The 19,552-nt window shown below is 38.2% G+C and carries 16 protein-coding genes; 9 read left to right on the top strand and 7 right to left on the bottom strand.

The window, feature by feature from the left end; translation table 11 throughout:
* The first annotated feature begins 62 nt into the window (after nucleotides 1-62).
* Both PPBDW_RS11360 and PPBDW_RS11355 read left to right on the top strand, forming a co-directional pair.
* Nucleotides 63-710 (top strand): molecular chaperone TorD family protein, encoded by a 648-nt coding sequence (locus tag PPBDW_RS11360; protein WP_054262063.1) that lies wholly within the window; start codon nucleotides 63-65, stop codon nucleotides 708-710.
* A 26-nt stretch (nucleotides 711-736) separates the two neighbouring features.
* Nucleotides 737-1,234: a 4Fe-4S dicluster domain-containing protein gene (locus tag PPBDW_RS11355; protein ID WP_036795573.1), complete on the top strand. Its 498-nt coding sequence runs from the start codon at nucleotides 737-739 to the stop codon at nucleotides 1,232-1,234.
* 331 nt (nucleotides 1,235-1,565) lie between these two features.
* On the opposite strand, the gene PPBDW_RS11350 is transcribed toward PPBDW_RS11355, so the two are convergent.
* Both PPBDW_RS11350 and ald read right to left on the bottom strand, forming a co-directional pair.
* Nucleotides 1,566-2,816, bottom strand: a complete 1,251-nt coding sequence (locus PPBDW_RS11350) for an SLC5/6 family protein (protein ID WP_036795572.1) — start codon at nucleotides 2,814-2,816, stop codon at nucleotides 1,566-1,568.
* A 148-nt stretch (nucleotides 2,817-2,964) separates the two neighbouring features.
* Nucleotides 2,965-4,080: an alanine dehydrogenase gene (gene ald, locus PPBDW_RS11345; protein ID WP_036795571.1), complete on the bottom strand. Its 1,116-nt coding sequence runs from the start codon at nucleotides 4,078-4,080 to the stop codon at nucleotides 2,965-2,967.
* Between the two features lie 421 nt (nucleotides 4,081-4,501).
* Between ald and PPBDW_RS11340 the strand changes: the two genes are divergently transcribed.
* Entirely contained in the window at nucleotides 4,502-5,962 is a 1,461-nt protein-coding gene (locus PPBDW_RS11340) for a glutathione synthase (RefSeq protein ID WP_036795570.1), read from the top strand.
* Nucleotides 5,963-6,091: 129 nt separating this feature from the next.
* Nucleotides 6,092-6,565: a hypothetical protein gene (locus PPBDW_RS11335; protein ID WP_036795568.1), complete on the top strand. Its 474-nt coding sequence runs from the start codon at nucleotides 6,092-6,094 to the stop codon at nucleotides 6,563-6,565.
* Between the two features lie 6 nt (nucleotides 6,566-6,571).
* Here the strand turns inward: PPBDW_RS11335 and PPBDW_RS11330 are convergent, their stop codons facing one another.
* Both PPBDW_RS11330 and PPBDW_RS11325 read right to left on the bottom strand, forming a co-directional pair.
* Complete coding sequence (locus PPBDW_RS11330) at nucleotides 6,572-8,197, bottom strand: SgrR family transcriptional regulator (protein ID WP_230850422.1); 1,626 nt, start codon at nucleotides 8,195-8,197, stop codon at nucleotides 6,572-6,574.
* A complete protein-coding gene (locus PPBDW_RS11325) occupies nucleotides 8,190-8,411 on the bottom strand; it encodes a hypothetical protein (protein WP_036795566.1) in 222 nt (73 codons plus the stop codon). The genes PPBDW_RS11330 and PPBDW_RS11325 overlap by 8 nt, the downstream gene beginning before the upstream one ends.
* Before the next feature lie 248 nt (nucleotides 8,412-8,659).
* Between PPBDW_RS11325 and PPBDW_RS11320 the strand changes: the two genes are divergently transcribed.
* On the top strand, nucleotides 8,660-9,283 hold the full coding sequence (locus PPBDW_RS11320; RefSeq protein ID WP_036795565.1) for a MarC family protein: 624 nt from the start codon (nucleotides 8,660-8,662) through the stop codon (nucleotides 9,281-9,283).
* A gap of 87 nt (nucleotides 9,284-9,370) precedes the next feature.
* On the opposite strand, the gene PPBDW_RS11315 is transcribed toward PPBDW_RS11320, so the two are convergent.
* Nucleotides 9,371-10,588, bottom strand: coding sequence for an MFS transporter (locus PPBDW_RS11315; RefSeq protein WP_036795563.1), 1,218 nt, complete (start codon nucleotides 10,586-10,588; stop codon nucleotides 9,371-9,373).
* Between the two features lie 199 nt (nucleotides 10,589-10,787).
* Here PPBDW_RS11315 and PPBDW_RS11310 point away from each other — a divergent pair, with 199 nt between their 5' ends.
* On the top strand, nucleotides 10,788-11,726 hold the full coding sequence (locus PPBDW_RS11310; RefSeq protein ID WP_054262062.1) for a LysR substrate-binding domain-containing protein: 939 nt from the start codon (nucleotides 10,788-10,790) through the stop codon (nucleotides 11,724-11,726).
* 61 nt (nucleotides 11,727-11,787) lie between these two features.
* Here the strand turns inward: PPBDW_RS11310 and PPBDW_RS11305 are convergent, their stop codons facing one another.
* A complete protein-coding gene (locus PPBDW_RS11305; protein WP_036795560.1) occupies nucleotides 11,788-12,177 on the bottom strand; it encodes a hypothetical protein in 390 nt (129 codons plus the stop codon).
* 498 nt (nucleotides 12,178-12,675) lie between these two features.
* A complete protein-coding gene (locus PPBDW_RS11300) occupies nucleotides 12,676-15,339 on the bottom strand; it encodes a nitrate reductase (RefSeq protein WP_036795559.1) in 2,664 nt (887 codons plus the stop codon).
* Between the two features lie 470 nt (nucleotides 15,340-15,809).
* On the opposite strand from PPBDW_RS11300, the gene cobA reads away from it, so the two are divergent.
* From cobA to nirD, 3 genes are read left to right on the top strand one after another with little or no spacing between them, the layout of a single operon-like run.
* On the top strand, nucleotides 15,810-16,634 hold the full coding sequence (cobA, locus tag PPBDW_RS11295; protein WP_181316379.1) for a uroporphyrinogen-III C-methyltransferase: 825 nt from the start codon (nucleotides 15,810-15,812) through the stop codon (nucleotides 16,632-16,634).
* A gap of 14 nt (nucleotides 16,635-16,648) precedes the next feature.
* Nucleotides 16,649-19,192, top strand: coding sequence for a nitrite reductase large subunit NirB (nirB, locus tag PPBDW_RS11290; protein ID WP_036795558.1), 2,544 nt, complete (start codon nucleotides 16,649-16,651; stop codon nucleotides 19,190-19,192).
* 12 nt (nucleotides 19,193-19,204) lie between these two features.
* Nucleotides 19,205-19,552: a nitrite reductase small subunit NirD gene (gene nirD, locus PPBDW_RS11285; RefSeq protein ID WP_036796448.1), complete on the top strand. Its 348-nt coding sequence runs from the start codon at nucleotides 19,205-19,207 to the stop codon at nucleotides 19,550-19,552.

The raw sequence follows: 19,552 nt of genomic DNA, 5'->3' as shown, positions 1-19,552 counted from the left end.
TTATTATCAATCATGCTAGAGTTATATTTTAAATAAATTAAATATTAAAAGATATGAATAATATGGAAGTATACAATGATGTTCTTATTAAATATGGCTTAATAAGTAAAATTATAGGATCGTTATTTTACTATCGACCATGTGATTATAGTAATAAAGGGATATTCGCGATTGTTAATATAAAGTCCAATGATGAAAATAATGATGAATTAACAGGTGAATTATTGTTACTATTAAATGAGTTCAGTATTAGTAATATTGAATCACTTATTTCAACTCATGATGAATATTTTATGGGTATTGGTAGTATGCCACTTCCTCCGTGGGGATCTGTTTATTTAGATCGAGAGTCCGTTATATTTGGTCTGTCGATGCAAGAGTTTAAAACCTTTATTTCTCGTGTTGGAATTGAGTTTGAAACAAACAATAATGATCCATTAGACCATATTGGATTGATGTTTATGGCGCTAGGAGAATTATTGGATATTCAGCAGCAGCAACCAGCAATGGAAGAAATAAATGAATTACTTAGTTGCCATTTATTGCCATGGAGTCAGTACTATATTGATCAGCTTTGTGCATTGTTGAAGACGGAGCAGAGTACGACCTCTGCTTATTTTTTATTGGCCGAGTTTACCCGTAAGTTTCAACAACAACTTATTGAAGAATTTAATATTAATATTGATAAAAAACAAATATTTAAATATTAAATGTCGTTTGGTTAGGGAATGGTTTTGTGGTTAATTTAAGTCGTCGCTCTCTTTTTTTGGGTAATGTTCACCGAAAAAAAGAGCTTAAGAAAGTAACGAAAAATACCGTTTTACGTACGGTTGCTCGTCCTCCTACTGCCGTTGATGAAGATATTTTTAAGCGTATTTGTAACCAGTGTCGGCAATGTGAAATTGAGTGCCCTGAACAAGTGATTGTCTTTAAAGATGGTTATCCAGAAGTTGATGTTGAATATTCTGCATGTACTTTATGCGGTAAGTGTAAAACAGTTTGTTTGACGATGGCGCTTTCTGGCGGTATTAATGATATTGGATTACGTGTAAATATTAGTAATGTTTGTATTAATGAATATGGTTATTGTGATGCATGTCGGGATACTTGCTCTGCATTAGCACTAACATGGCGAGATGGGAAAATACCTATTATTGATACTAACCAATGTAATGGTTGCGGGTTATGTAAAGAAAGTTGTTATATAGAAGCCATCAGTTTATCCATAAAATAAAAAGTAAGTGACATTAATGGTTAGCGTTATTTTGTCATTAATCGTTACTGGTGGGTTTATTGTTAATATTATAAAATTATCCAGAAATAAAATTAAACTATACATATTAAATGCATTGGTTAATATTTTTTATAGTTAAGTTAATAGCTGTAAAATAATAATGCTATGAAACAAGTATTACTGATTTGATAATATATTTTATAAAGTTTCCAATTGTTGTTTTAAATATCGATTCAACGAGCTGGGATGATTTTTAATAATGATTGCTATTATGATTGTGGTAAAAAGCCAACGTATACACATTGGCTCGTATTGCTCTTTGAATTATTACTTATATTAGATTGAATATAATCGCTGAAATGGCAATTAAACCAACCACAGTCACAAAAATATTACTTATTTTACCGCGGTACTTTTTTAGTGATTCAATATTTCTAATTGCATACATTGGCATGATAAACAAAATCATAGCAATTACCGGACCTGAAAAGGTTTCCATAATGCTGAGTACACTAGGGTTAATGACTGCGGCATACCATACTGATATAAATAATATCGCGATGGTAAGTTTGTTGGCGAGTTTAGGAGTGATATTGGTGTGTTTAGTGATAATGCCGTTTAGACTTTCACGACCACCGAGAAAGTGACCCAAAAAAGAGGAGGTGATGGCAATACACGCAATAAATGGGCCTAGTGATTCAATCACGCTGCTATTCATCTCATTGGCAAGGTACGACAAAATTGAAATGTTTTGCACTTTTGCTTCAGCTAATTGAGCAGGAGAAAGACTCAGTACACACGAAAATACAAATAACAATACGAAGGTGATAAGCATCATCGAAGTGTGTTTTAAAATGTAATCAACCTTAGTGCCTGCCTGAGCGCCATAATGACGTTTTTGGGCGACAGAAAAACTGGAAATAGCAGCAGTGTGACTAAATGCAAAAATAGTGGTTGGAATCGCAAGCCAAAGGGTTTTACCAAAATCGGAGGCGGTAGGTACTGTTGAAAAATCAGGCATTTGCCAGTGTGGGATCAGATAAATTGACAGTCCAAATAAAATAAACACTAACGGATAAACAATAATCTCAAACGCGCGTAAAACCACTTTTTCATTAGTTAGCATAACGCCAATCATTAAGGTGACTAACACCCCTGAAAGTAATATTCGTGGTGGGGGGGACATCTGCAGCTGGTGGACGATAAAGCTTTCAACAGTATTGGTTAAGCCGACGCCATAAATCATCAAAATGGGGAAAATAGACAGAAAATATAATACTGAGATCATCAATCCAAATTTGTGGCCGAAGTGCTCTTCAACAACATCGGTAAATTCAGCTTGAGGTTGTTGAGAAGATAAAATAAACCGCGCTAATCCTCGATGAGCAAGAAATGTCATCGGGCCAGCTAATAACGCCATGATGATTAATGGCCATAAACCGCTGACGCCAATATTAATCGGTAAAAATAAGATCCCCGCCCCGACGGCGGTGCCGAACAGGCTAATGATCCATGTTTTATCGTGTTTAGTTAGGTTTTGCTTATTATGATTAGAAAGTGTTTTTGCATTAGGGTAAGGCATATAACTGACCTTTATATTAGTATTTTATTATAGGTATGTTGGTATCGGTACTGATGTTCACATGAGCGTAGTTATCGGTGTGATGTTGAGATTAGATAAATAAAAAAGCTTCTATTTTGCAATAGAAGCCTTATCGAGGAGTTATAAATTAGGCGAGAACGCTTTCTGCCGAGACATAAGGTAAATCAAGGGCTTGAGCTACGCTTTGACAGGTAATGTGGCCGCGATAAACATTTAGGCCATTGAGTAGATGATGATTGTGTTGTAGCGCTTTTTGATAGCCATTATTAGCAAGTTCAACAATGTAAGGCAAAGTTGCGTTATTAAGTGCAACTGTTGAAGTACGCGCAACCGCACCTGGCATATTAGCAACGCAATAATGCACGACATCATCAACAATATAAGTAGGATCATCATGAGTAGTGGCATGTGATGTCGCAACACAACCGCCTTGGTCTATCGCAACATCAACAATGGCTGCACCGGGTTTCATTTTTTTGATCATTTCCGCAGTAACCAGTTTAGGTGCAGCAGCGCCGACGACAAGTACTCCACCAATGACTAAATCAGCCTCTAAGACATGACGTTCAATGGCATCATTAGTTGAATAAACGGTTTTTAGTTTGCCATTAAACTGCACATCAAGTTGACGTAAGACATCAATATTACGATCTAAAATTACTACATCGGCTTGCAACCCTAGTGCCATTTGAGCAGCGTTGTTACCAACAACCCCACCGCCAATGATGACTACTTTTGCGGGCTCGACCCCAGGAACGCCACCTAATAACATGCCGCGTCCACCACGTGATTTTTCAAGTGCAAATGCGCCCGCTTGAATCGACATTCGTCCTGCAACTTCAGACATTGGGGCTAATAATGGTAAACGACCGTTATTATCCGTTACTGTTTCATAAGCAATACAAATAGCTTTACTGCGAATAAGATCTTCTGTTTGTGCAGGATCTGGTGCGAGGTGCAGATAAGTAAATAGGATTTGTCCTTCACGTAGCATAGCGCGTTCAATAGCTTGTGGCTCTTTGACTTTGACGATCATTTCAGCTTCAGCAAATACATCTGCTGCAGTTAATAATATTTGCGCACCAGCATCAATGTAGTCTTGATCACTAAAGCCTATTCCTGATCCCGCTTGGGTTTCGATATACACACGATGGCCATGAGAAACAACTTCTTTTACTGCTGCAGGTATCATGCCAACACGGTATTCATGGGTTTTAATTTCTTTAGGTACACCTAGGATCATAATATTAAACCTTAACTTTTGTGTTATTGGGATGTGCTTATTTGTTATTGGAATGTTTATAGGTTAGATTATAATTGGTGGGATGTGTGACTGTTTTGTGTGTTAAATTTAATCTTAATAGCTGCTTTGTTTTAAAAAGGTAGTGTTTAAATCTAAATATGATCGCTATCACAGTTTAAATTATTGTTTTTTATTCGGGTTTTATTGATGGTAATAACGTCATTGATTAGGACTAAACAGTTGTAGAGTCAGACATGTATTATCCTTGATTAGAGGGAGTATAGTTTGAGACTTAAACGATAGTTGTGGCATTTTGAAAATAGACCAATGCTTACAGATTACGCTAAAAATTCTATTTGAAAGACGGTAATTAATTTGGGAAGTACACGAAATTTCAGCTGTATTTAAGAGTGATTAAACGATGAATAACAATAATAAAACGGTGATTGCACAACAAGTTATTGAAGATATTTGTGAGTGGGCAATTATGCATGGTGTCGCTTTTCGCCAAGCGGATAATACTGCGAGACATTGCCCATTTAGCATTGCACCAATGACGATTGAACGTGAGGTTTATGACCATTTACGTCGAGTTGTTCCTGTACTGACTAAATTGATAACGAATGTCTCTGAAGATTATGATTTTTTACAAGCTTCATTAGCGGATATGGCAAAGGCCGATCCTTTTTTTGGACGTTTGATGTCATTGCATTATCAGATTCATGGTGATGTGAATCATCGCTATAACCCTGCTCGTCAACCGTTATTATTGATGCGAACTGATTTTATGGATGATCGTCAATATGGTGCAAAAGTTATTGAGTTTAATGGTATTGCCGCTGGTATGGCACCGTTTGGTCAGCGTGCAACTGAATTACATCAATTTATACAACATCAATGGCCTGAGATTTATCAGGCATGGTTAGAAGATACATTGGCAACCCCTGCTGATAATCAAGGTTTAGCTCAACTAGCACATGCTATTACAACGGCTGCTCACAGTATAAAAGCAGATTTTAATGATCAAGGCGCCGCTGTTTTTTTGATGGTGGTACAGAAAAATGAAGATAATGTTTATGATCAGCATCTTTTAGAAGCGGCATTACAACGGCAAGGGTTACGTACAGTAAGGCGTACTTTTGAACAATTAAGTGCTCAATTGTCAACGGGGGCTGGTCAGCGTTTAATGCTTGAAGGTGTCGGGGCGGTCGATGTTGTATACCTACGTGCTGGTTATCAATATTGTGATTATTGTGCGCCGGAGCTGAATGAAGCTGTTTGCTGTTACACCCTAAGTCAGATGCGAGTTTTTATTGAGCAGCATCATGTCGCTTTAAATGCCACTATCGGTCAACAACTCGCAACCAGTAAAACGATGCAAATGTTATTAACTATGATGCCAGCTCAAGATTATATCCGTTGGGGATTAACGCTTGCAGAAGCGGAGCTAGTAAAAAGTGTGTTAGCTGAAATGAAACCTATTACTGCGGCAACGATTGATTGGTTTAATACTCAGACAACTAAAACGGAGTGGGTACTCAAAAATCAGGGTGAAGGTGGTGGTCATTGTGTGTTTGGCAATGATATTAGCGATACGTTAGCAAAATTGACCGTGGCTGAGTATGACGCATGGGCATTAATGCAACGTTTATATCCCCATGAACGTGAAGTGCCAACCATTGCCATTCGTGATGCGAAAATGACAGTCGTTGAGGATTTAGTCAGTGAAATAGGTTTGTTTAGTGCGTATTTTAATGGCAAGCCTGTGACGGAGTTAGGTGGCTATGCAGGATATTTAATACGTAGTAAGCCAGCAAGTGAAAATGAAGGTGGGATTCACAGTGGTAAAGGAATTTTGGACTCGTTAGTACTGATTGATTAACACTTTCGCTTTAAATATGTATAAATACAGGGATTAAAAATAAAATTGACGTAAAAACTATTGAGTTATTATCGCTAATGGGCATATTAGGTGGCTATTAGCGACATTTAGCCCTTGGAGTGCACCACAGTGCTTAACCGAACCACCGTTATTTCTACATTTTTGCTTTCATTATCTTTAATTGCTCCCACCGTATTTGCTGGTACGACTCAGCATAATAGTTATCAAGCATTACCTGATCAAAATGAAATAGTGACTAAAACTGATTTTGGTAATCAGACGTATGTTTTCCATTTCACCGATAATGGTCAAAATTTATCAAGTATTGATTTTCTAGATCATATGGAAACTCAAGCAACAGCATGTCGAAATTGGTTATATGTACCAGCATTTAGTAATCTTAATGTTGCTGACGAAATCGTTTTACGTGTGAGTACCAATTATGATCCTACTACCCATAATTGTACGGCACATGCTTATGCAGGTAATAACGCAGGTAATATGGACAAGGTATTAACGTTCTTTCAAAAGAAAGAATATGTCGATATTGCAGGATTTAATTTATCAGCCCATGGTTTTACTGCAGCAGTCGAGGAACTATAACGCTTATTATGATGGGTTAATCAAGTTAGCTACTGATAATCTAATATCATGAGGTTTAGATTCATGCGCTGAAGGCTTTATCCATAGTTTTTTAAAATTACACCAGCCGATAGAATTAATATCAACACCTTGAATACTATCAGGAACAGTAAGACGTAATTCCTCATGACTGATAATGGCCATCAGGTGTTGATCATTTAACCATGTGAGTAATATATTTAATTGGTGTTGTTGCTGATTGTGCTCCGCTGTTGTGAGTTGGTTTAGATACGATTGAAATTGCTGAAATTGCTTCAAACTTAGATGCTGTTCCCAAAATGGATATAATTTCAAAAAACTAATAAACCCTGTTACACGATTAGGCTCATTACGAATGCCACAAATTGCGATATCCTGGCGATCAATATAATGACCAAATTTCACTTCTTGTGATTGATTATTACAGACCTGCTCTAATAGTGCGGCATAGTGGCGACTATCATTATTGTTCTCATGGCTAATATTTATTTTGGGAGGAAGATTGATAGTAATGGGGTGTTGATTAAATAATGTCATTAATTGCTGTTTAACTGTGGCAGTTTGAAGTTGAGGCTTATTTAGTAGCAATACAAAGCAGCCAACACTGTCGTTAGTTACTTGGTAGCTACTAGATTGACGGTTAAGAAAGAAAAAGTTTTCAGCACAACGTTTGTTTTTAGCCCATTGATGGTGGATCCAAAACTCAATATTTTCTACTAATGCATTGTCTTGATTATAGTTAGCAAAGCGTTTGAGTCGAACTAATTTATTGGAATTGACACCTAGTATAAAAGGGCCCGAGCCAATGGCTTTAAAGTCAGTCTTGCTACTAAAAATTAACCGCTTCGGCATTATGGCTGTTTCTGGACGACACAGTAACCATGCAAAATTTATATCAGGTTCTTTTAATTCAATGGTTACCATACCATTATTACAAGACTCAACACGTGCAATATTGCTATATAAGCGTTGCCAATAAGAGCTGTGTTGTAATCCATGAAAACTGGCCACTACATCAGCAGCAGTTAAGCGCGATAGGTCATGAAATACTGTTTCAGCACGTAAATAAAAAGTCCATATACGCTTATCATCACTGACTTCCCAGTTATGGGCAAGATTACCATTTAGTCGACCATGATTATTGGCTAGCAGAGTTTGATAAATTTCACTTATAAGGTGTCGCTCAGTTCTTTCTGTTGCCTTATGTGGGTGTAGCCATTCAATACCTCGGTGAAAAGGAACTAAAATGGTATCTTCTGTGGTGGTTACCGTTTGTGATAAATATTGCCATAATCCTGATGCAGTATCGCGACCATTAAAGCCGATGAGTTTATAAACAAGATCAAGGTTATTGGTTGTCGTTGCTTTATCTACTTCTTGATAGCAAGCATCAATAGGCTCAATAAGGCAATTAATCTCACCACGATTTCCTCTTCCTGAGATTGGGTGCCATGTTAGCCAGCCCTTAGTTGTCATTTGTTTTAGTAGCGTACGGGTGTGACGTTCACTGCAATTAAAATAGCTCGCAATATCAGTAATCGTTTTTTTTGACGTTCCTGGGCCTAGATTTTTAAATAAATTTTCATAGAGCTCTAGCTTGCGTTTATTAATCATTATTATTGATATTGAATCCGTTGTTATTTTGTGAATAAACTGTTTTAAGGATATCAGAGGAGGTGGGCTTGCTAAACTTATCTGTATCAAATACCTCATTGAGTCTTTGTAAGCGTTGTTCTGGCGTTATATAGAGTACACGAGCTAACAGAGTGGTGGGCTCATTTCCTGTTGCAGATGATATTAATTTTTTGATGTCATTATAAAAAGTCATAAGTTGTACCTTCTGAGTTGATAGATACAGAATATGACTTATATCAAAATCAAAAACGGAACAAAGATAGTGACTGTTCCGCTTTTATTATTATGAGCGTCTTATAGCCATATTTTTTTATAATATAACTAAGTGTTAGTTCCATTTTATAATAATGAAACCAAATGCGTAATTTTGTAATTGTGCTGAGGTTTGATGTTATGATGCGACACAGCCATTCCACTAAATCATAACATCAGGGGTTACCTTTGCTTGGTATTCTTATTACTCAATTCGTTGTTCTTTGGGCTGTTATTGATCCTATCGGTTCAGTGCCTGTTTATTTATCGCAGACACAGCATTTAACGGCGAAACAACAACGTAAAGTGGCATTAAAAGCGGTAGCGATAGCGACAGGAGTACTACTCTTTTTTCTTGTTGCTGGGCAATTATTGCTTGAAGCTATGCAGATCCCTTTACCTGCCTTTCAAGCTGCGGGTGGTTTAGTGTTATTGCTGTTTGCATTAACGATGATTTTTGGTGAAAGTAAGCCAGAACAAGAACAAAAGTTATCAGAAGAAGTGAGCCATTCTGATTTAGCTGAACTGGCGGTTTACCCACTGGCGATTCCGTCAATTGCTTCTCCTGGTGCGATGATGGCAATTGTCATGTTAACTGATAATCATCGTTATTCAGTGGTCGATCAGGTCATAACTGCTGGAGTGATGGTCATTGTATTAGCCGTAACGTTATTGTTACTGCTTAGTGCCAATACTATTCAAAAATGGATTGGTAATATTGGTGCCGCTATTATTAGTCGTGTGATGGGATTAATTTTAGCTGCTGTAGCAGTGAATAATTTATTACAGGGAATTAAGGACTTTTATATTTAACCGAAGGCTATTGTTTATTAAGTGATTATTTTGACGATCATTTTGTGACATGCCAGTATCATAATAGGTACTGGCATTTATGTATTATTATAATGCTCGTGAGTGTTGTTGAGCAAGGATAGCGTAAATGATGAAGCTAATAATAGATAGGCTAGCCATTATTAAATAGCCACTGCTTACACCGAATAGTTTAACGCTGATACCTGCCATCAAATAAGTAATTAACCACCAAAAATGGGTTAATGAAAAGTGGGCAGCAAAATAAGGCCCAGTATCTTCATTATTGGTATCACAAGCCTTAGTAATAATCAGCCCTGCTGAAGTTTGAATAAATGACATCCCAACCCCCATAGCAAAACAGATACAGCCAAAACCTATCCAACCAGGGGTTAATGCTCCCATAAAAAAAGATCCACAAATAATGGTTAATCCCAACCAATGAAAATGTTGTGGTGTATATTTATCAAGTAATTTAGGTAAACGTAAAGCAACAAGCATCGAACCTAAGCCAACCACCATTAGTGCTAATGCTGTTTGGGTTTGGTTGCCTTGTAAAATGTTATGTACATAAACGACGGTATTTACGAGCACCATTGCAGAAGCACTGGCAGCGGCCAAATAAGCAAACCATAATGCTTTAAGCGTTGGTTTACCTAAATAGTTGGTGATGCCTTGGGTTAAGCTGCTTAAGTTAATCTTTGTTGCTGGTGTTGGTGCTCGTTTAGGTAAACTACAGCATAAAATGAGTCCAGCAGAAATAATAAAGGTTGCTGCATCTAGAGTGAATAAGAGTTTAAATTGAATAATTGTGAGTAGCAGTGCTACCAATATTGGGCTGATAATTTGTTCTAAATCATAAGCCATTCGACTTAGTGATAATGCGGTTGCGTATTGGTGTTTATTGGGTAGTACTGTGGGTAACGTTGATTGAAAAAGTGGTGAAAATCCAGCAGAACAAGCATTGATCGCGAACATTAAGCCATAAACTTGCCAAACCTGAGTCACAAACGGTAAGCATAAAAACATCAGTGCGCGAGCGATATCTAATATAATGAGTGTTTTTTGTTTTGGTAAACGGTGGGCTATTGCTCCAAATACAGGAGCAAGACCAATATAAGCCACCATTTTAATTGCAAAGGCGATACTCAGTACCATACCTGCACTGTCACCCGCTAAATTATAGGCAAGTAAGGCAAGGCAGACTGAACTAACGCCGGTACCAATAAGAGAAATAATTTGTGCAGCGAGGAGGCGTAAATAATTTCGATTATGCCACATTGAGTCATTGTTCGTTATAGCCGTCATTTACCAAGTCCAATCAATTAAACCAAATCATATCCCGTTACTGAGCAGTGTCTGCTTATGATGTTAATTGCCACTGAGAATGGCATAAAGAGTATTGGGAATAGAAGTCAGTATATTTGTTTTACAGTTATCATTTAAATCGAACGTTTTTATAATTACTATTAGTGAGTTCGATAATCATTGCGTGACTGGAGTGAAGGTGAAAGAGATAAATTGGCGTGGGGTAGATTTGAATCTATTATTGACGTTTGATGCGTTATACCGTTTTGAAAGTGTGTCAGCGGCTTCTAAACATCTTCATCTTGGGCAACCTGCAACGAGTTATAATTTGAAACGGTTGCGTGAGTTATTACAGGATCCACTGTTTGAGCGTGTTGGCAATAAAATGCTACCAACAACGAGAGCTCAAGAAGTTGCACCGAAAGTGGCAATGATTCTTGCTATTTTTAGTCAAGATATTCTGCCGTCAGTCGTGTTTGAGCCACAATACTATGCTGGAAAATTTATTATTGGGGTTAGTGATTACGCTGAGCAAATATTTGGCCCTGATTTATTTGATACGTTGCAGCAACTTGCGCCACACTGCAAAGTTATTTTTAAACCTGTCGATAGTGAAAATTGCGTTGATTTATTAACTGCACACAATACTGATGTGTGTATTGGGGTATTTAATGAGTTACCCGATCATGTGTTAACAACGTTTTTGTACCGCGAAAAACATTTGTGTACCTTTGATAATCGTGTAATGCAGACTCAAGTCCCGATTGGTTTAGCAACGTATTTAAACACTCCTCAAATGATTGTGACGGCTAATGAATGCCTAACAACTCAAGTTGATAAAACCTTGGCGAATCTAGGTGTAAAACGCAATGTAGTATTAGGAACAACCCGTTTTTTAACGGTCAGACGAATGTTATTAGGACGTAAAATGGTGGCTGTAATGGCGGAAATGGTTGGGCGTTCAGATCTGATTGATGACAACTTAACGTTATGTGTACCTCCGATTGATATTCCTGATTTTGATATTGAAATGGTGACTTTAAAACGTGATAGTCACCATCCCCGTATTATTTGGTTATCCGAATTAATAAAGCAGTTAATTCAAGCTAAAGTGAATACTTTACGAGATATTAATTAAATAATAATGTTTAATTGCTCAGTATATAAATTTAATCTTTAACTAACTGTTGTGATTATTACTATTTACAGTTGCTAGTAAAACCATTTTTAATACGGTTTTGCTGCAGTTTGTGGCCTGATTTAATAAGTTCACTTTTGATATAGGCAAGCGTTTTTTTCGGGGTCTGGACTTGTAATTGTTTTGCGATAGCATTAACTTTTGATGTGTTACCTGATGCTGCATAATTTTCACCAAGCGCAAGCAGTGCCACTGAACCGCGCATGTTATGTTCATTTTTTGCTATATTTTCTAATGTATTAAGACCAGACATATCACAAACATCTAGTTTCTCAGATGCTTGGATTAAGTCTTCTCCTAAAACCATATTACCAGCGGCTTCTTTTATTGAGTTACACCCTGTAAGTACTGCACTTGATAATAGTAGTGTAATTAGAATCGACTTTTTCATCATAAATCCTTTAATTGTAGGTAATAATAAAATCTATAACGACACAATTAATATGACGTAATATATATTTAAATTAGTTATTCACTGAATATCTGAATAGGAGGTAGATGCTAAAGATTATTTATATTACACGCAAATATATACACGGTTATATTTTTATTGGCTGTAAATTATTATTTACACAAATGAGAATTATTATTGTTTGTGTTCGAATGTGAAATTATATTATATTGACGCAATATTCATGTTTACTTTTATGTTACATTTTAATTGTCGTTAAATATTATTTGGTTAAATCTTATCTACTTCATTTTTATCTTCAAAAAAGTATTATTTAGCCTTTAAATGTAAAATATTTTATTGTAACGATGAAAGTTTTTAATTAATGTGTGGTTTGGTTGAAAAATGGCCGTCTGGTTGTTGGTTTTTTGTGCTTAAAATAAGATGGATATAAATTAACGCCCTTATAGATAGGGCATTATGTTGATGCCATGGCCGTTAATTCGCGTCGGTTAAGTTGAGTAAACTTTCTAACTCACACCAACATCCACCACACCCAGTCCCTGCTGTTGTTATACGACTTAAGGTAGACACATCTTGTACTTTTTTATTAGTAATAGTGTCAATAAGTTGTTGTTTGGTTATTTGTTTGCAAGCACAAACTATGTCTGTGTCGGTAAGATTATCTTCGCCATTGAGAAACTGATGTAATTTTAGTTCGTTACACTCATAGCCAATAATATTAGACGACGAGGTGAGATAGTGGCTATTGCTATAAGGACGAATGAGCAGTGAACTAATACAACGATTATTTTCGATCACGATTGCTCGACGGCTATTGTGGGTGATAGCACGTAAGTGGTGTTGGGCTGGATGCATAAAATAAGTCATTAATATTTGCTCTAGGGCACTTGGCGTAAGGTTTGAGCTGAGACAATATTGATAACCCGCTTTAACCTTTTTACATACCCAATAGAGTGCTGTTGGTGATGGTAAGTCAGCTAATGTCACGGCTTCTGTCGTCGTTAAAATAGCATCAGTGGTGTAGGTGAGTGGTGTCAGTTGAACCGCTGTTGCTTTAAACTGCGGCTGGCCAGAAATAGGATCGCATTGTTCGTCGATGAGGGCGCAGACACTACCTGATGATGACGTTTGTTGGGTCCAATGAATGGCAATAAAAACCTGCCTAGGTTTAACATCAGTACTAATACGTACGCGAAAAATAGCTTTGCTGTATTGACTCGTTACTGTGACTAATTGATTATTATTTAGCTTATAGTGGTCAGCATCTGTTGGATGGACAGATATCAGCGGTTCTTGAATATGGCTGGCAAGAGAAGCCGAAAGCCCTGTACGAGTCATCGTGTGCCATTGGTCTCGAATTCTGCCTGTATTAAGTAATAGCGGGTAGGCTGTTGAATGATGAGTGATGGCAGGGCGATAAGGTGTTGCAATAAAGCAAGCTTTGCCATCTTGGGTAGGAAAAATGCCATCACTAAATAACCGCTGCTGGTTAATACCATCATCATTAATTGGCCACTGCTGTGGTAACAAATTATCGTAATCGTGGTCTGTTAGGTGGCTAAGTCCACTGAGATTAAGTAGCCGTGGCGTTTGGTGAGGGTGATTATTTGTTGCCGTTAAAGCGACATGCTCTGCAAATATTTGTGCTTCATTGGTGTAATTAAAACTATCACCAAACCCCATTCTTTGAGCCACCTGAGTGATTATCCACCAATCAGGTTTAGCTTCACCTTGAGTCGGCAATAAGCGTCGCTGACGGGAAATATAGCGTTCAGAATTAGTGACGGTACCTGATTTTTCACTCCAACCTTGAGCTGGAAGCTTAATCGTAGCGTGACGCAAAGTATCATTATTGTTGACGCAATCAGAGACGATCACACAAGGACATTGGGCTAATGCTCGATTAATTTTATTGCTGTTAGGTAAACTTGCTGCTGGATTAGTAGCGATGATCCATACCGCTTTTATTGTGCCATTTGCAATAGCATCAAACATATCAACGGCTTTAAGACCGGGCTTAGTGGCCAAGTTATTAGTTTGCCAAAAGTCACTCAATAGCTGCCAATGATCTTGGCGATCAAAACTAAGGTGTGCCGCTAATGTTGTCGCTAAACCGCCGACTTCACGTCCCCCCATAGCGTTAGGCTGACCTGTGATTGAAAAAGGAGTTGCTCCCAGTTTACCTATCCGTCCCGTTGCTAAATGACAATTGATGATAGCATTAACTTTATCTGTGCCTGATATTGACTGATTAACCCCTTGAGAATATACCGTTACGGTTCGAGGGTGGTTGGCGAAGAGTTGATAGAAAGTGCGTAGTTTTTCTGCACTGATGCCAGTTAATTGACTGACGTTTTCATCGTTACTCAAGGTTGCTGCTGTTGTTAATGCTGCTTCAATGTTATTGGTGTGCGCATTGATATATTCTTGATCAATATAGTTATTGTTATTTAAGTAATTTAATAAGCCATTAAATAGTGCTATATCGCTACCAGGAGTTATCGCAAGGTGTAAATCCGCAATGTCACAACTTGCAGTATGGCGAGGATCAATCACCACAATTTTAGTGTTGTGCTGTTGTTGTGCTAGTTTAAGTCGCTGAAAAAGAATGGGGTGGCACCAAGCAAGGTTAGATCCAGTTAAAATTACCACGTCTGCCGCTTCTAAATCATCATAACAGCCGGCGACACAATCTTCCCCAAACGCACGTTGATGTCCAGCCACTGCTGATGACATACATAAGCGCGAATTTGTATCAATATTAGCGGTGCCAATAAAGCCTTTAGCCAGTTTATTAACGACGTAATAGTCTTCTGTGAGTAATTGCCCTGAAACATAAAACGCAACGGCACTAGGACCATAGCGATTAATAATAGATTGTAGCTGGGTAACCGTCTCATCCAATGCTTCATTCCAGCTAACGGGTTTATTTAATATTTGTGGCATTAGCATGCGATTATCATTAGTAAGTGTCTCTGTTAAGGTTAATGCTTTAGCGCATAACTTACCTTTATTAGCCGGATGTTGTTCGTCACCTTTTATGTCAAGTTGACCTTGGTTATTTATTCGTGATTTTATTCCACAGCCTACACCACAATAAGCACAGGTTGATTTTACCCATGAGCTTTGATTATTCATTGATGATGGCTCCTTTATTTATTTAGATAAAACAAATAGCGCAGTTAATTAAAGGCAATATATGTACCAATAGTTTCTAAGTTATTGTTTGTTGTCTTTTAATTGAATTTAACTTGTTGATTTTAATGTTTATTTAAGTATTTGTGTCAGTGGTTGTATTATTATTGTTTTTGTCAGCTTTTAATTGTTAATCATTTTGGTGCAGTGCATTGTTAATAATGCACCATAATGGTGTTTGTTATTTTTATAGTGTGTTTTGTTTTTAGTGAATAAGTTTATATTTATTTTTTAATTCAGCGTGTTGGCAGTGTTATTTATTATTTGTCTCGTGGTGGCATTAAGCTTGCTGTATGGATAAATAAGCAAAATAAAATAGGCGAAGTCAGTAAGTTTTCGTTAAAAATAATAAGAGGTGAACTGTGAAGCCATTGAAGCCGCAACAATATTCGTTAGTTACCAATGACGCTAAGATTCAATGGTGTCAGGTGACACAATCGATTGATGATCAAGGTCAACAGGGAATCGTTACCTTAGTGGGTGCCGGTCCTGGTGATCCGGAACTATTAACACTAAAGGCATTAAAAACTCTCGAAAATGCGGATGTAGTGGTTTATGACCGTTTAGTGAGTGCTGCAGTTATGGCGCTTATTCCATCTCATAGTCAAACTATTTACGTGGGTAAAGCCAAAGGGCAACACAGCATAACTCAATTAGGGATCAATCAGTTATTGGTACGGTTAGCCCAACAAGGGAAGCAAGTGTGTCGTTTAAAAGGCGGAGATGTATTTGTGTTTGGTCGTGGTGGCGAGGAAATACAATATTTACGCCAACATAGTATCGAGGTTGACGTTGTACCAGGTATTACTGCAGCAGGGGGGTGTAGCGCGTATGCGGGGATTCCATTAACCCATCGCGGGGTATCTCAAGGCTGCACATTAGTTACTGTACACACTGAAAGAGATCTTGAGGTTCAATGGCAAGCTTTAGCCAAGCTTAACCATACATTAGTGTTTTATATGGGATTATCTAAAGTTGAACTTATCTGTCGCCAACTCGTAAATGCGGGGTTAGTCGCAGCGACACCTGCAGCGATAATCGAAAAAGGGTGTACTGATGAACAGCGAGTGATTAAGGCCACCTTAGCAACGTTAGCTGAGCAAGTTAATCGTCATCAGATTGGCTCACCTGCATTGATTATTATTGGTGAAGTGGTGAGTTTGAGTGACAGCTTAGCATGGCATCAGCCCAGAATGGATGCACTTATGTTGATGAATAAGCCTCAGAAGTTGGCATAGAGAAGGAGATCATCATGGATAGAAAACGGATTGTTATTGTTGGTAATGGCATGGTTGGCCATCATTTTATTGAGCAGGTATTGGCATCTGATGGCGCTGATGGCATAGATTTAGTCACGTTTTCAGAAGAAGATCGTTTAGCTTATGATCGCGTCCAGCTTAGTCATTATTTTAATGATAAAACAGCGGCAGACTTAGCCTTAGCACATGAGGCCGATTATCAACAAGCTGGAGTCAGTTATCATATTAACCAACAGGTGACGGCGATTGATCGTGAACATAAATATATTATCACTGAGCAAGGAAAAAAGATTACTTATGATCAGTTGATATTAGCTACCGGATCATACCCTTTTGTCCCCCCTATTGCTGGTAATGATGCTGAACATTGTCATGTGTATCGTACTATTAATGATTTGAAAGCGATTGCAGCATCAGGTAAACAAAGTCGAGTAGGGGTAGTGATTGGTGGTGGCTTACTTGGACTTGAAGCTGCAAATGCACTGCAAAATATGGCACTGGAAACTCATGTGGTTGAATTTGCGCCACAGTTAATGGCGGTACAGCTGGATGAAGGTGGTGGGGCGTTATTACGTCAAAAAATAGAAGCATTAGGCGTTAATGTTCATACCAGTAAAGCAACTGAGAAAATTGTTACTGGTGATCAATGCCGTTATAAGCTTATTTTTGCTGATGGTACTGAGTTAGATACCGATATGGTGGTGTTTTCTGCAGGTATTCGTCCTCAAGATACATTGGCTAAACAAGCAGGATTATCCATAGGTGAGCGCGGCGGGATAGTGATTAACGATCAATGTCAGACCAGTGATGCTGATATTTATGCTATTGGTGAGTGTGCGTTATGGAATAACCGTATTTTTGGTTTAGTCGCACCAGGTTATAAAATGGCACGCGTTGCTGCTTCGATTGTGTGTGGTCTTGATGCTGTATTTACCGGTGCTGACATGAGTACCAAATTGAAATTATTAGGCGTCGATGTTGCGAGTATTGGTGAAGTACATAATGTTGATGCTTCTCAGGTATTTACCTTGTCAAATGATATTGAGCAGAGTTATCAACGGATTATTGTCTCAGAACAAGGGGATAAATTATTAGGGGCAGTATTAGTGGGTAATGTTGAGCAGTATTCTCAGCTATTGCAACTGACATTGAACCAATCGCCGTTACCGACGCCACCGTCATTATTATTAATGCCAGAGGCGTTAGCAGCGACCACACAAATGACAGCTGTTGATGATGTGCTTGGCGATAAGGCACCAGTATGTTCATGCTTTGATGTTAATAAAGGTCAGATTTGTCAGGCGGTTGCTGATGGTTGTGTCGATATGGCTCAACTTAAAACCATGACTAAAGCGAGTACTGGGTGTGGTGGATGTGCCAGCTTCGCTAAACAAATACTGGAAACTGAATTAGCGGCGTTAGGGCATCAAGTTAATCACCATTTATGTGAGCATTTTAGTTATAGTCGTCAGCAATTGGCCGATATCATTCGAGTTAAAAAGATCAAAACGTTTAGCGCCTTATTAACTGAATATGGCTCAGGGTTAGGCTGTGATATCTGTAAACCTGCTATCAGTTCAATTCTAGCCTCATTTTGGAATGATTATATTCTTGAACCACAACATGTCGGTTTGCAAGATACCAATGATATTTACCTTGGTAATATGCAAAAAGACGGTACTTATTCTGTTGTACCTCGTATTCCTGCTGGTGAAATTACCCCCGAAAAACTGATTATCTTAGGACAAGTTGCCCAACAATTTAAACTCTATACCAAAATAACCGGCGGACAACGGATTGATTTATTTGGAGCACAGTTACACCAATTACCTCAAATTTGGCGGTTACTTGTTGATGCAGGGTTTGAAACTGGACACGCTTATGGCAAATCGGTGCGAACAGTAAAATCGTGTGTAGGATCAACTTGGTGCCGTTATGGTATGGCCGATAGCATGGCGTTTGCGATTGATCTTGAAAATCGTTACAAAGGCTTACGATCCCCGCATAAGCTTAAGTTTGCCGTTTCTGGTTGTACTCGCGAATGTGCAGAAGCTCAATCAAAAGATATTGGCGTGATTGCCACTGAAAAAGGCTGGAATTTGTATGTAGCCGGTAATGGCGGTATGCGTCCCCGTCATGGTGATCTATTTGCATCGGATCTCGATAACGACACTTTGATCAGGTATATCGATCGCATATTAATGTTTTATATCCGCACTGCCGATAGGCTGCAACGAACGTCAGTATGGCTAGAAAACCTTGAGGGTGGAATTGATTATTTACGCCAGGTCGTCATTGATGATGCGTTAGATATTAACGCTGAACTTGAGCAAGAAATGGCATCTAGTTTAAGTAATTACCAATGTGAATGGAAAACTACGCTTGAGTCACCGCAAGAGCTACGTCGGTTTCAGCATTTTATTAATAGTCGTCAACCTGATTTGGGCTTGGCTTACCATACTGTTCGTCAGCAGCGTACTCCCATGACTTGGCCTAAAAGCGGTGAGCCTATTACGATCGTTAATATTACTGAATAAGGATAAATAATGATTAATCAATGGATTACTGTGTGTGATGAAAACGATTTATATCTTGATGCTGGGGTGTGTGCGTTAGTCAATGGTCACCAGATAGCACTCTTTTGGTGTGGTCATAATAATACTCTGTATGCGATTAATAATTATGACCCGGTTGGTAAAGCGAATGTGCTTTCACGGGGTATTCTTGGTTCACTAAACGGCACAGTTGTCGTGGCTTCGCCGTTATATAAACAACATTTTTGCCTTGAAAGTGGTCAATGTTTAGAGCTCGCTGAAACCTTAGTACCTACATACCCAGTGCGACGTTATAACGGTAGTGTTCAGGTGCAATTGATCGTTTCTTTACTCGGTAAATAG

The organism is Photobacterium kishitanii (assembly GCF_000613045.3).
GTDB classification, from domain to species: Bacteria; Pseudomonadota; Gammaproteobacteria; order Enterobacterales; family Vibrionaceae; genus Photobacterium; species Photobacterium kishitanii.
The sequence above is the reverse complement of the archived record's forward strand: the minus strand, read 5'-3'. Positions and strand labels throughout refer to the sequence as shown.